At 66.2% G+C, this 13,751-nt stretch carries 12 protein-coding genes; all 12 read left to right on the forward strand.

Going from position 1 to position 13,751, the window contains the following annotated elements:
- The first annotated feature begins 73 nt into the window (after positions 1-73).
- The 12 genes from tauA to ACVCNR_RS11975 all read left to right on the forward strand — a co-directional run bounded on the left by tauA (position 74) and on the right by ACVCNR_RS11975 (position 13,738).
- Complete coding sequence (tauA, locus tag ACVCNR_RS11920; RefSeq protein WP_354194747.1) at positions 74-1,105, forward strand: taurine ABC transporter substrate-binding protein; 1,032 nt, start codon at positions 74-76, stop codon at positions 1,103-1,105.
- A 164-nt stretch (positions 1,106-1,269) separates the two neighbouring features.
- Positions 1,270-2,082 (forward strand): taurine ABC transporter ATP-binding protein, encoded by an 813-nt coding sequence (locus ACVCNR_RS11925; protein ID WP_354194749.1) that lies wholly within the window; start codon positions 1,270-1,272, stop codon positions 2,080-2,082.
- Entirely contained in the window at positions 2,075-2,902 is an 828-nt protein-coding gene (locus tag ACVCNR_RS11930) for an ABC transporter permease subunit (protein ID WP_354194751.1), read from the forward strand. Before ACVCNR_RS11925 ends, ACVCNR_RS11930 begins: the two co-directional genes overlap by 8 nt.
- Positions 2,903-3,051: 149 nt before the next feature.
- Entirely contained in the window at positions 3,052-3,441 is a 390-nt protein-coding gene (locus tag ACVCNR_RS11935) for a nuclear transport factor 2 family protein (protein WP_447074957.1), read from the forward strand.
- A 35-nt stretch (positions 3,442-3,476) separates the two neighbouring features.
- On the forward strand, positions 3,477-4,877 hold the full coding sequence (locus ACVCNR_RS11940) for an NAD(P)/FAD-dependent oxidoreductase (RefSeq protein ID WP_447074959.1): 1,401 nt from the start codon (positions 3,477-3,479) through the stop codon (positions 4,875-4,877).
- 48 nt (positions 4,878-4,925) lie between these two features.
- Complete coding sequence (gene xsc / locus ACVCNR_RS11945; protein WP_447074960.1) at positions 4,926-6,701, forward strand: sulfoacetaldehyde acetyltransferase; 1,776 nt, start codon at positions 4,926-4,928, stop codon at positions 6,699-6,701.
- A 105-nt stretch (positions 6,702-6,806) separates the two neighbouring features.
- Positions 6,807-7,856, forward strand: a complete 1,050-nt coding sequence (locus tag ACVCNR_RS11950; RefSeq protein ID WP_447075686.1) for a YeiH family protein — start codon at positions 6,807-6,809, stop codon at positions 7,854-7,856.
- Entirely contained in the window at positions 7,856-8,866 is a 1,011-nt protein-coding gene (gene pta, locus ACVCNR_RS11955; RefSeq protein ID WP_447074961.1) for a phosphate acetyltransferase, read from the forward strand. The genes ACVCNR_RS11950 and pta overlap by 1 nt, the downstream gene beginning before the upstream one ends.
- Positions 8,867-9,030: 164 nt before the next feature.
- A complete protein-coding gene (locus ACVCNR_RS11960) occupies positions 9,031-9,696 on the forward strand; it encodes a DUF1236 domain-containing protein (RefSeq protein WP_354199715.1) in 666 nt (221 codons plus the stop codon).
- A 294-nt stretch (positions 9,697-9,990) separates the two neighbouring features.
- Positions 9,991-12,411, forward strand: a complete 2,421-nt coding sequence (locus tag ACVCNR_RS11965; RefSeq protein ID WP_447074962.1) for a xanthine dehydrogenase family protein molybdopterin-binding subunit — start codon at positions 9,991-9,993, stop codon at positions 12,409-12,411.
- Positions 12,408-13,253: an FAD binding domain-containing protein gene (locus tag ACVCNR_RS11970; RefSeq protein ID WP_447074963.1), complete on the forward strand. Its 846-nt coding sequence runs from the start codon at positions 12,408-12,410 to the stop codon at positions 13,251-13,253. The genes ACVCNR_RS11965 and ACVCNR_RS11970 overlap by 4 nt, the downstream gene beginning before the upstream one ends.
- Positions 13,250-13,738, forward strand: coding sequence for a (2Fe-2S)-binding protein (locus ACVCNR_RS11975; RefSeq protein WP_354199718.1), 489 nt, complete (start codon positions 13,250-13,252; stop codon positions 13,736-13,738). Before ACVCNR_RS11970 ends, ACVCNR_RS11975 begins: the two co-directional genes overlap by 4 nt.
- Positions 13,739-13,751: the final 13 nt, after the last annotated feature.

The raw sequence follows: 13,751 nt of genomic DNA on the forward strand, positions 1-13,751 counted from the left end.
CAGAAGAATGACCGCAGGAAGGTCGCGGCTGGGGGCGGATACGGGTTCCGCAGATTCCAATGGGAGAAAAACGATGAAATCATTTCAGGCACTGAAGAGATTTACACGCGTCGCCGCTTTTGCCGCCTCGGTATTCTATGCCGGAACGGCCCTCGCGCAGACGACGATCGTCGTCGGCTATCAGCAGATCGTGGGTCCGTTCGTCAGCGCCATCGCCGACGGCCGGTTCGATGCGGCGCTCAAGGACACCGGCTATACGGTCGACTGGAGGCAGTTCTCCTCCGCCGGCGACATTTCCACCGCGCTTGCCTCGGGCAACGTGCCGATCGGCGTCATCGGCTCGACGGGCGCGGCGGCTGCGGCCACCCGCGGCGTCGACATGCAGCTCTTCTGGATCCTCGACAATATCGGCAAGTCCGAGGCGCTCGTCGCGCGCGAGGGCTCCGGCATCGAGAAGCCCGAGGACCTCAAGGGCAAGAAGGTCGGCGTGCCGTTCGTGTCGACCTCGCACTTCCATCTTCTCGTCGGCATGGAGAAGGTCTGGAACATCGATCCGCGCGAGGTCAACATCCTCAACATGAAGCCGCCGCAGATCGTCGCCGCCTGGCAGCGTGGTGACATCGACGCCGCCTATGTCTGGCCGCCGGCGCTGTCGGAAATTCTCAAGAGCGGCAAGGTCATCTCCGACTCCGAGGTCATCGGCAAGGAGAGCGTCCCGACCTTCGACGGCATCGTCGTGGACAAGAAGTTCGCGGCCGACAATCCCGAATTCATGAACGCCTTCACCAAGGTTCTGGCCGACGCCTATGCCGACTATGCCAAGAACGGTGCCAACTGGACGGCGGATTCGCCCGAGGTGCAGGGCATGGTGAAGATGATCGGCGGCTCGCCCGAGGATGTGGTCGAGGCGCTGCAATTGCTGGCCTTCCCGACCGTCGAGGAGCAGGCGTCCAATGTCTGGCTCGGCGGCGGCGGCGAAAGCGGAGCGGTGCGTGCTTTCACGGAAAGTGCTAAATTCCTGGTCGAACAGAAGCAGATCGACCATGCGCTGGAAGACTACAGCGGCTTCGTGAATGCGGATTTCGCGACGGCGGCTGCGAAGTAACAGTTGAAATGCCGGCCGGCGGCATTTGATCGAGCATCGGAACATCCCGAAAACCGATTCCACTTTTCGGTCCGATGCTCAAGCCGCCGGCGCTCTCCGAACAGGCTCGCAGGGGCCTGTAACCCCGGCGCATGTCCGACGGACAGGACGCGAGAAGGCAAGATATGGAAACTCTCAACGTCAGCAATGTGAACCTGACCTATCCGGGTCTGCATTCGGATGAGGCGGTGATCGCGCTGAAGGGCGTCAACCTGACGATCAACAGCGGCGACTTCGTGGTGGCGCTCGGCGCTTCCGGATGCGGCAAGACCACGCTGCTCAACCTGATGGCGGGCTTCATGGCGCCCACCGCCGGCGAGATCACACTGGGCGGACGCCGCGTCACCGGCCCGGGCGCCGACCGTGGCGTGGTGTTCCAGAAGCATGCGCTGCTGCCCTGGCTCAACGTCATCGACAACACCGAATTCGGCCTGAAGCTGCAGGGCGTGCCGAAGGAGCAGAGGCGCGAACGCGCCGTGCGCAACCTCGAACTGGTCGGGCTGCAGGATTTCCACCGGCACATGATCTACCAGCTTTCGGGCGGCATGCAGCAGCGCGTCGGCATCGCAAGGGCGCTGACCTGCGACCCGGCCATGCTGCTGATGGACGAGCCGATGGCCGCGCTCGATGCGCTGACGCGCGAGACCATCCAGGAACTGCTGCTGCGCGTGTGGCAGCACACCCACAAGATGTTCTTCTTCATCACCCACAGTGTGGAGGAGGCGCTGTTCCTGGGCTCGCGGCTGATCGTGATGTCGCCGCGCCCCGGCCGCATCACCCACACCTACGAACTCGATTTCAACCGCCGTTTCCTCGAAAGCGGGGATGCGCGCGCAATCAAGTCCAGTCCCGACTTCATCGAGATGCGGGAAACCATACTGGGGATCATCTATGGCGATGAGCGAGCATCAGGAAACCCGGAGCTGGTCCATGCTTGAGCGGCTGTCCAGGGCGAAATCCGCCGAACCGGGCAAGGTCTATGGCGCACCCGGCGAGGGATACAGCGGCCACATCAGCCTCATCACCGCGCTGGTGCTGATCGCGCTGTGGTTCTTCGTGACGTCGATGGGCTGGGTCAGGCCCCTGTTCCTGCCCTCGCCGATCGCCGTCTACAACAAGTTCATCTTGGCGATGACGGACGGCGTGGCCAACTCCACGCTGATCCAGCACACGCTGGCCAGCCTTGGCCGCGTCTTCGGCGCCTTCGCGCTGGCCTGCGTCACCGCCATCCCGATCGGCATATTGATGGGCGTCAACCGCTTCGTGCGCGGCCTGCTCGATCCGATCATCGAGTTCTATCGCCCGCTGCCGCCGCTGGCCTATCTGCCGCTGGTCATCATCTGGCTGGGCATCGGCGAGTTCCCGAAGGTCTTCCTGATCTTCCTGGCGATCTTCGCGCCGATGGCGATCGCCGCCCGCGCCGGCGTCCGTTCGGTGTCGACCGAGCAGATCCACGCCGCCTACGCCATGGGCGCCAGCCGCATGCAGGTGATCTCGCAGGTCATCATGAAGGCGGCGCTGCCGGAAATCTTCACCGGCATGCGCATCGGCATCGGCGTTGGCTGGACCACGCTGGTCGCGGCCGAAATGGTCGCCGCCAGCCGCGGCCTCGGCTTCATGGTCCTCAACGCCGCCGAATATCTGGCCAGCGACACCGTCATCATGGGCATCATCGTGATCGGCGTGTTCGCCTTCGCCTTCGACCTGCTCATCCGCTACCTCGAGAAGGTCTTCATTCCCTGGAAGGGACGCGTGTGATGGTACGGCTTATACGACCTTTCACTCCGCCGCCGCCCTAGACGGCACACGGACGGCATCCCCAACGACCATTGAAGCGCGGGCGTACTGCTGCGCCCGAACCCTGGCGTGCACCCTGCCGCGCGCCGAGCAGAAGGAAAGACCTGGACATGACGACATCGCAACTCACCGCAGCCGATCTTGCAGCATTGTTCGATGCCTTCAACCGGCACGACATCGATGGGGTGATGGCCTGGTTCGCACCCGACTGCGTGTTCAACACCATCGGCGGCTCCGAAGCCTGGGGCACCCGCATCGAGGGCACGCAGGCCATTGCCGCGGCATTCTCGGGCGTCTGGGGCGCCATGAAGGACGCCCGCTGGGACCATCACAGCCACTTCGTGCATGGCGACAGGGCGGTTTCGGAATGGACGTTCACCGGCACCAACGCCGACGGCACCCGCGTCGAGGCGGAGGGCTGTGACCTGTTCACGCTCCGCGACGGCAAGATCGTCAGGAAGCAGGCCTTCCGCAAGAACCGGCCTCTGATCGAGGCGTGACAATGACCGTCCGCGACGGACGGAGGAACCGAGCCATGGAACATCAGGCAATCGAACGCAATCGGGCCCGCAAGCCCTACGATCCGAACTATGATCCGGTGGTGGCGCCCGATCCGGGCCACGGACGCGACTACGCGCCGACCTACTGGATCGGCACTGCCGACGAGCCGCCTGCCGACGATGGGCCCGTGAAGGCCGACATGGATGTCGACGTCGTCGTCGTCGGCTCCGGCTATACGGGCCTGTCCTGCGCCATTCACCTGGCGCGCGAGCACGGCATCAAGGCCACGGTTCTGGAGGCCAACGGCGTGGCCTGGGGCTGCTCGACCCGCAATGGCGGGCAGGCGCAGATTTCCGCCGGCCGGCTGAAGCGTTCGCAATGGATCGAGCGCTGGGGCGTCGAGGTGGCGAAGAAGCTGCACAAGGAAATCGCCGAGGGCTTCGACCTGTTCCGCTCGCTGATCGCCGAGCCCGAGATCGACTGCCTGCCGCAGGATGGCGGCCACCTCTACATCGCCCATCGCGACAAGATGATGCCGGCGCTGGAGAAGGAATCGAAGCTGCTCAACGAGGTGTTCGGCTATCCGACCCGCATTCTCGGCCGCGACGAGATCCACCGCGACTTCGTCCGCGACGAGGAGGCGAAGGGCGCCATGCTGGAGCCGGACGGCATCGGCGTCCATGCCGGCAGGCTGGCCTTCGGCTATCTGAGGCTGGCGCGCAAGCTCGGGGCCAAGGTTCACACCGACAGCCCGGTGATCGGCTACACCCATCGCAACGGCGTGCACTATCTGGCGACGCCGGGCGGCACGGTGCGGGCGCGGGCCGTGGCCTTCGCCACCGCCGGCTACACATCGCCCGGCCTGCATCCGCTGACCAAGCACAGGCTGATGCCGGTGCTGTCGAACTCCATCGTCACCCGGCCGCTGAGCGATGCCGAGGTCGCGGCGCTGAACTTCAAGGCGAAGATCCCGCTGACCGACACCCGCACCTTGCGCCACTACTACCGGCTGATGCCCGACAACCGCTTCCAGATCGGCTCGCGCAGCGCCATCACCGGCGCGGACGCGGCCAACCAGAAGCATCTCGACCTGCTGCTTGCTGGCATGCACCGCAAGTTCCCGTCGTTGAAGGGCGTGCAGATCGACTATTCCTGGTGGGGCTGGGTCGACGTCAGCCACGACATGATGCCGCGCATCGCGCAGCCCGATCCGGCGCAGAGCGTCTTCTACGCCATGGGCTATGGCGGCAACGGCGTGATGTATTCGGCCCAGGCCGGCCGCCGCCTGGCGCAGATGATCGCCGGCAAGGGTGGCGGGCTCGACCTGCCCATCTTCACCTCGGCGCTGCCGCACCACGGCCTTCTGACGCCATTCCGGCGCATCGGCCAGCGCGCCATGTACCGCTGGTATTACCTCAGGGACGAATTGTTGTGATCGCCGGATCCCGGTGCTTCACCCAGTAAAAGGAAAGGAACGACGACGATGAAGATGACGACGGAAGAAGCGTTTGTTAAGGTCTTGCAGCTGCATGGGATCGAGCATGCGTTCGGGATCATCGGTTCAGCGATGATGCCGGTTTCGGACCTGTTTCCGAAGGCGGGGATCACGTTCTGGGACTGTGCGCACGAGACCAATGCGGGTCTGATCGCGGACGGCTATGCGCGCGCGACGGGCAAGATGTCGATGGCGATCGCCCAGAACGGACCGGGCGTGACCGGCTTCGTGACGGCGATCAAGACGGCCTACTGGAACCACACGCCGATGGTGCTGGTGACGCCGCAGGCGGCCAACCGCACCATGGGCCAGGGCGGCTTCCAGGAGGTGCCGCAGATGGCGGTGTTCGAGGACATGGTGTGCTACCAGGAGGAGGTGCGCGATCCCGCGCGCATTCCCGAGGTGCTCAACCGGGTGATCGAGAAGGCCTGGCGGGCGAGCGCGCCGGCCCAGATCAACATCCCGCGCGACTACTGGACCCATGTCATCGACGTGGAGCTGCCGCAGATCGTGCGGCTGGAGCGGCCGGCCGGCGGCAGCGAGGCGATCGCGGCGGCGGCGAAGCTTCTGTCGGAGGCGAAGTTCCCGGTCATCCTCAACGGCGCGGGCGTGGTCATCGGCGGGGCGATCGCGGATTCCGTCGCCCTTGCCGAGCGGCTCGACGCGCCGGTGTGCTGCGGCTACCAGCACAATGACGCCTTTCCCGGCGAGCATCGCCTTGCGGTGGGTCCGCTCGGCTACAACGGTTCCAAGGCGGCCATGGAGCTGATCGCGAAGGCCGACGTGGTGCTGGCGCTCGGCACCCGCCTCAACCCGTTCTCGACGCTGCCCGGCTACGGCATCGACTACTGGCCGAAGGAAGCGAAGATCATCCAGGTCGACATCAACCCCGACCGCATCGGGCTGACCAAGAAGATCAGCGTCGGCATCTGCGGGGATGCGAAGCAGGTGGCGCGCCAGATCCTGGAGCAGCTTTCGGCGACGGCGGGCGATGCGGGGCGCGAGGCGCGCAAGGCGGCGATCCACCAGACCCGCTCGGCCTGGCTGCAGCTTCTGTCGTCGATGGACCATGAGGACGACGATCCGGGCACCAGCTGGAACGAGGAGGCGCGGGCCCGCGACAAGGGCCTGATGTCGCCGCGCCAGGCATGGCGGGCGATCCAGGCGGGCATGCCCAAGAACGCCATCATGTCGACCGACATCGGCAACAACTGCGCCATCGGCAACGCCTATCCGTCGTTCGGGGAGGGGCGCAAATATCTGGCGCCGGGCATGTTCGGGCCGTGCGGCTATGCCTTCCCGTCGATCATCGGGGCCAAGATCGGCTGCCCGGACGTGCCGGTGGTGGGCTTTGCCGGCGACGGGGCCTTCGGCATCTCGATGAACGAGATGACCTCGATCGGGCGCGAGGAGTGGCCGGCGATCACCATGGTGGTGTTCCGCAACTACCAGTGGGGCGCGGAAAAGCGCAACACCACGCTGTGGTACGACAACAACTTCGTGGGCACCGAGCTGAACCGCAACTTCAGCTACGCGAAGGTGGCGGAGGCCTGCGGCTTCAAGGGGGTCGTGGCCGACACGCCGCAGAAGGTGACCGATGCCATCCGCACCGCCTGCGAGGAGCAGGCCAGGGGCATCACCACCTTCGTCGAGGTGGTGCTCAACCAGGAGCTCGGCGAGCCCTTCCGCCGCGACGCCATGAAGAAGCCCGTCCCCGTCGCCGGCATCACAAAGGCCGACATGAAGCCCCAGCAGCCAATCTGACCGCGGCGATAGGTTCCCCGGCCTTTCGAGGCCGGGGAAAAGCCGGGCGCCGTCCTTCCGGTAACTAGCGGTCCGGCATCGATCTCGGGAGAGACCAGCATGAGCATGGCGCAGACGCAACGGCGCTTCCAGGGCCTGCCCGCGATGTTCGGCACCCTGTGGCCCGGCGTGGCCGTGGTGGTGGCAGTCGCCATCGCGGCGCAGTTCCTGTCGGACCACTACGGCGCCCCGGCCATGCTGATGGCGCTGCTGCTGGGGATCGCCTTTCACTTCCTTTCGGAAGAGGGGCGTTGCAAGCCCGGCATCGATTTGTGCGCGCGCACGGTGCTGAGGCTGGGCGTGGCGCTGCTCGGCATGCGTATCAGCGTCGAGTTGCTGATGGGACTGGGCGCTTCCACCATCCTGCTTCTGGTGCTGGCGATCGCGGCGACGGTCGGCTTCGGGCTGGTCGCTGCCCGGCTGCTGGGGCGGGGCTGGCGGCTGGCGCTGCTGACCAGCGGCGCGGTGGCGATCTGCGGCGCGTCGGCCGCCATGGCCATCGCCGCGGTGCTGCCCAAGAATGAGTTCTCCGAACGCAATCTGATCTTCACCGTGCTGTCGGTCACGGTGCTGTCGACCATCGCCATGATCTTCTATCCGATCCTGGCCCAGACGATGGGCCTCGACGCACGCGCCACCGGCATCTTCTTCGGCGGCACCATCCATGACGTGGCGCAGGTGGTGGGCGCGGGCTTTTCCGTGTCGTCGGAAGCGGGCGAGACGGCGACGCTGGTCAAGCTGATCCGCGTGACCATGCTGGCGCCGGTGGTGATCGTGTTCGCGCTCGCCACCCGCAATGTCGGGCAGGGCGAAGGCGCCGGCGCCGACCCCGCCGCGGCCAAGTCCGCGCGCCCGCCCTTGCTGCCGGGCTTCGTGCTCGCCTTCCTGGCGCTCGCGGCCATGAATTCCTTCGGGCTGGTTCCCGATGCCGTCTCCGGCATCGGAGCCGATGCGTCGCGCTGGGCGCTTCTGGCCGGCATCGTCGCCGTGGGCATGAAGACGTCGCTGCGCCGGGTGCTCGACGTGGGCGGCGATGCGGTGGCGCTGATCGTCGCCGAGACCATCTTCATCGGCCTCTTCATCCTCGCCGGCATCTATTATCTGGGACATGTGTGATGAAACCGCTGGAACGCCTCCTCGAAGCCGCGAAACGGACTCGCAAGCGCATCGTTCTGTCGGAGGGGGAGGACCCGCGCATCGTCGAGGCCGCCATCCGCGCCGTGAACGACGGCATCGCCGACATCATCCTGGTCGGCGGCCGCGCGGCGGTCGAGGCGAGACTGGCGCAGCTCGGAGCCGATCCCGGCCGTTTTCGCATCGAAGACCCAGAAACCTCGACGCTGACGCCGCGCTTCGCCGCGGCCTGTCACCAATTGCGCAAGGCAAAGGGCGTGGAGGCAGAGGCAGCGGCCGCAGCGGTGCGCGCGCCGCTGGTCTTCGCCGCCATGATGGTGCGCGAAGGCGAGGCCGACGGCACGGTGGGCGGAGCCGTCGCCACCACCGCCGACACGGTGCGTGCCGCACTCCAGATCATCGGCCGGGCGCCAGGCGTCGGCATCGTCTCGTCCTTCTTCCTGATGATGCTGTGCCAGCCGCATCACGTGAAGAAGGGTGCCTTCGTGTTCGCCGATTGCGGCCTCGTCGTCGATCCCGACGCCGCCGAGCTTGCCGACATCGCCATGATGTCGGCCCGCTCCTGCGAGGCGCTGATCGATCAGCCGGCGCGGGTGGCCATGCTGTCCTTCTCAACCGGCGGCAGCGCCACCCATGAGCGGGTGAAGAAGGTGGTCGAGGCGACAAGGCTGGCCCGCGCCGCGATGCCCGATCTCGTCATCGACGGTGAATTGCAGTTCGACGCCGCCTTCGTGGAGGCGGTCAGTGCCGCCAAGGCCCCCAACTCCACCCTGCACGGCCAGGCCAACGTCTTCGTCTTCCCCAATCTCGACGCCGCCAATATCGGCTACAAGATCGCCCAGCGCATCGGCGGGGCCGACGCCATCGGCCCGATCCTGCAGGGGCTTGCGAAGCCGGCTAATGACCTCTCGCGCGGCTGCAACGCCGATGACGTCTATTACATGATCGCGGTCACCGCCGTGCAGGCCATGCTGCCGCAGGCTGATTTGTAAAACAGGTCGTAATTTCAATTGCTTGATGCGCCGGTCACAGGGTGCGCCATCTGCCGTCGGCCAGTGCTGAAACCGGTCCCCCGCGACATCACGGTTTGCAAAAAGGGAACCCGGCCCTGCGCAGCTCCGTTGTTGGCCCCGAGGGACAACGGAGAACAGTAACCATGCGAACGATAGTTGCATCCTCGATCCTGACGATTGCCCTGTCTGCTGCGGCAGTGGCGCAATCGTCCGTCACCGCCACCACCGATCTGAACGTGCGGGCAGGGCCCGGGCCACAATATCCGGTGGTCGGGATGATCGGTGCCGGGCAGGCGGCCGATCTGAAAGGATGCCTGGAGAACAGCAAATGGTGCTCGGTCATGACCAGCCAGGGCGACGGATGGGTCTTTTCCGACTATCTTACCGCTGATTTCAACGGCGATGTCGTGGTGCTCACGGAGCGGCCGGCGGATTCCGGCGTGACGGTGGTCACCCCGCCTGATCCGGGTGGCGGAGACGCCGGGGCGCTGGTCGGCGGTGCCACCGGGGCCGTAGCCGGCGCCATCGTCGGCGGCCCGGTCGGGGCTGCCGTGGGCGGCGCGGCGGGCACCATCGCCGGCGGCGCGACCGGCACGGTCATCGACCCGCCGCAGCCGGTTCGGGAATATGTCACCACCCATGAGGTCGAGCCGGTCTATCTCGACGGCGAAGTGGTGGTGGGCGCCGGCCTGCCCGAGACCGTGGAGCTGCGCGAAGTGCCGGACTATGACTATCGCTACGTCTATGTGAACGGCCAGCCGGTGCTCGTGGACCCGAGTTCCCGCAGGGTCGTGTACATCGTCCGCTAAACGCCTGATCCCGGCAGGCCGGCACCGGCCGGCCTGCCATGATCGGGAGGGCGGCCGGTCGCCTTGGGCACTGCCGTCCTCCCATTTCACCTTCTGGACATCGTAGCGCGGAACCTGCTCGCGCTAGGGACCGCGCCGCCTGCGCGTCAAGCCGCTCCTTGTCGAGAATGCCTTCCGAAGCCTGAAGCTGACACCCGGTGTGAAACCGGAAACGAGTGCCTTGGGCAATTGCTGGCTTGACAAATAGTATACTGTCGTAAATATATTTCTATACGAGAGCAGGGAGGGCTCAAAGTGGCACAGTCGAATTTGGCGCTTTCCGCGCAGCCCGGAGCTCAGGCTTATGCCGATGCGGGTGATGACGCTGCCCGGTTCGGCCCGCGGGGCATCGGCGCCCGGCTGCTGCGCAACGAGGATGCGCGCTTCCTTGCCGGCCACGGCGAATATCTGGCCGATCTCAATCTTTACGGCACCATGGAGGTCGCGTTCTTCCGCTCGCCCATCGCCCATGGCCGCATCCGTTCCATCGAGATTCCGGAGGAGGTGCGCTCGCGGGTTTTCCTGCTGTCGGACCTCGGGGATGTGCGCCCGGTGCGGGCCGTGCTGAATGCGCCCGGCTTCCGGGGCTCGGATTTCCCGCCGCTCGCCGATGGCGTCGTCCGCTTCGTCGGCGAACCCATCGCCATGTGCATCGCGCCGACGCGGGCGGAAGCCGAAGACATCGCGCAGCAGATCTTCGTCGACTTCGAAGAGCTTCCGGTGGTGACCGATATGCTCAAGGCGGCCGACGGAAGCGCGCCGTCGATCCATGACGGCTGGCCCGACAATGTCTGCTTCGTCTCCACGCCCGGCAATGGCGACATGGCCCAGGCCGAGCGCGCGGCGGTCGTCACCATCGAGCGTGACCTGCACATGCATCGCCAATGCGTCGTCTCGCTCGAAGGGCGCGGCGTGCTGGCCCATCATGATCGCCGGCTCGATGAGCTGGTCGTCTACAGTTCGACCCAGCAGCCGCATATCATCCGCACGGTCCTGGCGCCCCTGATCGGGGTCGAGGAGAACAAGCTGCGCGTCGTCGCCCCGGATGTCGGCGGTGGTTTCGGCGTGAAGAACAATCTCCAGGCCGAGGAGATCGCGATCGCGGCCCTTGCCCGAATCGTCGATCACCCGGTGCGCTGGATCGAGGACCGGCGCGAGCATCTGACCGCCTCGCCGCAGGCGCGCGAGCACCACTACCGCATGAAGCTGCATGCGGACGCGCAAGGGCGCATCCTGGGGCTGGAAAGCGAAGTCATCGTCGATGCCGGCGCCTATTCGATCTGGCCCTGGTCCTGTGCCATGGAGGCCAACATGTCGGCCGGCATCATGCCGGGGCCTTACCGGATGGATGCCTATCGCGGGCGCGGCATCACCGTCATGAGCAACAAGCCGCCGCTGGGCCCTTATCGCGGGGTCGGCCGGCCCGGCGCCTGTTTCGCGCTCGAGCGGATGATGGACGAGCTGGCGCGGGCCGTGGGGCGGGAGCCGCACGAGGTGCGCATCGACAACATGGTGCTGCCCGGGCAGATGCCTTTCCTGACCATCGCCGGTAAGCTCTATGACAGCGGCGACTTCCCCGAAAGCGTGCGGCGGGCTGCCGAGATGGTCGACGTGCCGGGAGTGCGGGCACGGCAGAAGGACAACGGCAAGGACGGGCTCTACATCGGGCTCGGCTTGGCAAGCTATACGGAGCAGACCGCGCACGGCACCAATGAATGGCTGTCGCGCAACCTGACCGAGGTGTTCGGCTACGAGGCGGCCACGGCCCGTTTCACCCCCGACGGAAAGCTCATCCTGGAAGTCGCGATTCAGAACCACGGCCAGGGACTGGAAACCACGCTGGCGCAGGTCGCCGCGACAGAACTCGGCGTCGATCCGGCCGATGTGGTGGTGCGCCACGGCGATACGGCCGTTTCGCCCTACGGCCTCGGCACGTTCGCGTCACGCAGCATGGTCATGGCCGGCGGCGCCGTCGGCCGCGCCACCCAGATGCTGGCGGAAAAGGTCAAGCGCATCGGCGCCCACTTCCTGCAGACCACCACCGACAAGGTCACGCTCGAGGACGGAGCCGTGGTTCACGGCCAGCGCCGGGTGCCGCTTTCGGAGGTCACGCGCGCCGCATTCCGCCATGCGCAGGACCTGCCGCCTGGCGAGGAGCCCGGCCTGTCGGTCACCACCACCTTTCAGCCGGAATCGGGAACCGGCGCCTTCTCCTACGCGACCCATGCCGTGGTGGTCTGCGTCGACGCCAATACCGGCTTGGTCAAGATCCTCGACTACGTGATCGTGCACGACTGCGGCACCATCGTGAACCCGATGATCGTCGATGGCCAGATCCAGGGGGGCCTGGCCCAGGGCATCGGCAACGCGCTGCTGGAGGAGAGCCCCTACGACGAAACCGGCCAGCCATTGGCCTCGACGTTCCTGGACTACCTGCTGCCCGGATTCACGGAAGTGCCGAGCGCCCGCATCTCCCATATCGTCTCGCCGTCGCCCTTCACCCGCTACGGCATCAAGGGCATGGGCGAGGGGGGAGCGATCGGGGCGCCGGCGGCGATCGTCAACGCGGTCAACGATGCCCTCCACGGGCTCGGGGTCGAGATCAACGAAACGCCGGTGACGCCGCGCCGCATCCTGAAGGCGATCGAGCGGGCCGCGAAGGGAGACAGGCCATGAAGCCGGCGCCTTTCGATTATGTGCGGCCGCGCGATCTCGGCGAAGCGGTCGCGGCCCTTTCGGAATTCGAGTGGGGCGCGCGCGTGCTTGCCGGCGGCCAGTCGCTGGTGCCGATGCTCAACCTGCGGCTCAGTCCCGTGCTGCGCTTGGTCGACATATCGGGACTGGAGGAATTGCGTGGTGTCGAGGAGGATGCGGAGGGCGTCACTTTCGGTGCCTGCGTGCGCCATGGCGAATTCGAGGACGGCAAAGTGCCCGACCCGGCAAGGGGCATGATGCACCACGTCGCCGGCCGCATCGCCTACCGCGCCGTTCGCAACCGTGGAACTATCGGCGGCAGCCTGTCGCTGGCCGATCCCTCGGCGGACTGGATCACCGTGGTCATGGCGCTGGGTGCCAGCTTCGTCATCCGGGGAGCGGCGGGCGAGCGCCGCGTGGCCGGCTCCGACATGTTCCTCGGCCCCTATTCGACCGCGCTGGGTGAGCACGACATCCTTGCCGCCATCCGCGTGCCGAAGCTCGGCCGCAGCGCGCGCTGGGGCTACTACAAGGTTATCCATAAGGCGGGCGAATATCCGATGACGACGGCATCGGTCGTCCTCGATCCGGACCGGGGCCGCAGCAGCGTGGTGCTGGGCGCCGTCAATCGCGGCCCGCTGGAGATGGCGCGCATGGCCGCCGGGATGCAGGGCGCTGGGACGTGGTCCGCCCAGCTTGAAGGAAATTTGCGCGAGGCGATCCGCCTCGATCTCGAGGCAGCGGGTCGCGACCAGGACAGTTGCGAAATGAAGCTTTGCGAAACGACCCTTCTGCGCGCGGCACAATCGGCATTGGTGCAATGATGAAGATTTCCCTCACCCTCAACGGCAAGCCGGTCACGGTCGATGTCGAGCCCCGCACCTCGCTGGCGGACCTGCTGCGCTCGCCGGGTTGCGGATGCACCAGCATCCACCTCGGTTGCGAACACGGTGTGTGCGGTGCCTGCACCATCCTGATCGACGGGCGCATCGCCCGCTCCTGCATCGCTCTTGCCGTCGCTTGCGACGGCGCCGAGGTAACGACGCTGGAAGGGCTCGGCGAGGATGAACTGACCACGCAGTTGAAGGATGCCTTCCACTGCAATCACGGTCTGCAATGCGGCTTCTGCACGCCCGGAATGCTGATCTCCGCGCGTGAGGTGGTGGCGCGCAACCCGCAGCTTTCCGAAGAGGAACTGCGCACCGCCATGAGCGGAAACATCTGCCGCTGCACCGGCTACACCGGCATCGTTGCGGCCGTGAGCGCCGTCGCCGCAAGCCGCGCATCTTCCTGCACCTCGGAAAGCTAGGAGGCGAGTCGAA

It is taken from the genome of Aquamicrobium terrae (assembly GCF_052978165.1).

What these genes read in the sequence shown, in the direction of transcription:
- ACVCNR_RS11975 (WP_354199718.1), top strand. Translation starts at nt 13,250, where the DNA reads ATGATGAAGATTTCCCTCACCCTCAACGGCAAGCCGGTCACGGTCGAT.
- ACVCNR_RS11925 (WP_354194749.1), top strand. Translation starts at nt 1,270, where the DNA reads ATGGAAACTCTCAACGTCAGCAATGTGAACCTGACCTATCCGGGTCTG.
- xsc (WP_447074960.1), top strand. Translation starts at nt 4,926, where the DNA reads ATGAAGATGACGACGGAAGAAGCGTTTGTTAAGGTCTTGCAGCTGCAT.
- ACVCNR_RS11930 (WP_354194751.1), top strand. Translation starts at nt 2,075, where the DNA reads ATGCTTGAGCGGCTGTCCAGGGCGAAATCCGCCGAACCGGGCAAGGTC.
- ACVCNR_RS11935 (WP_447074957.1), top strand. Translation starts at nt 3,052, where the DNA reads ATGACGACATCGCAACTCACCGCAGCCGATCTTGCAGCATTGTTCGAT.
- pta (WP_447074961.1), top strand. Translation starts at nt 7,856, where the DNA reads ATGAAACCGCTGGAACGCCTCCTCGAAGCCGCGAAACGGACTCGCAAG.
- ACVCNR_RS11950 (WP_447075686.1), top strand. Translation starts at nt 6,807, where the DNA reads ATGGCGCAGACGCAACGGCGCTTCCAGGGCCTGCCCGCGATGTTCGGC.
- ACVCNR_RS11940 (WP_447074959.1), top strand. Translation starts at nt 3,477, where the DNA reads ATGGAACATCAGGCAATCGAACGCAATCGGGCCCGCAAGCCCTACGAT.
- ACVCNR_RS11960 (WP_354199715.1), top strand. Translation starts at nt 9,031, where the DNA reads ATGCGAACGATAGTTGCATCCTCGATCCTGACGATTGCCCTGTCTGCT.
- ACVCNR_RS11970 (WP_447074963.1), top strand. Translation starts at nt 12,408, where the DNA reads ATGAAGCCGGCGCCTTTCGATTATGTGCGGCCGCGCGATCTCGGCGAA.
- tauA (WP_354194747.1), top strand. Translation starts at nt 74, where the DNA reads ATGAAATCATTTCAGGCACTGAAGAGATTTACACGCGTCGCCGCTTTT.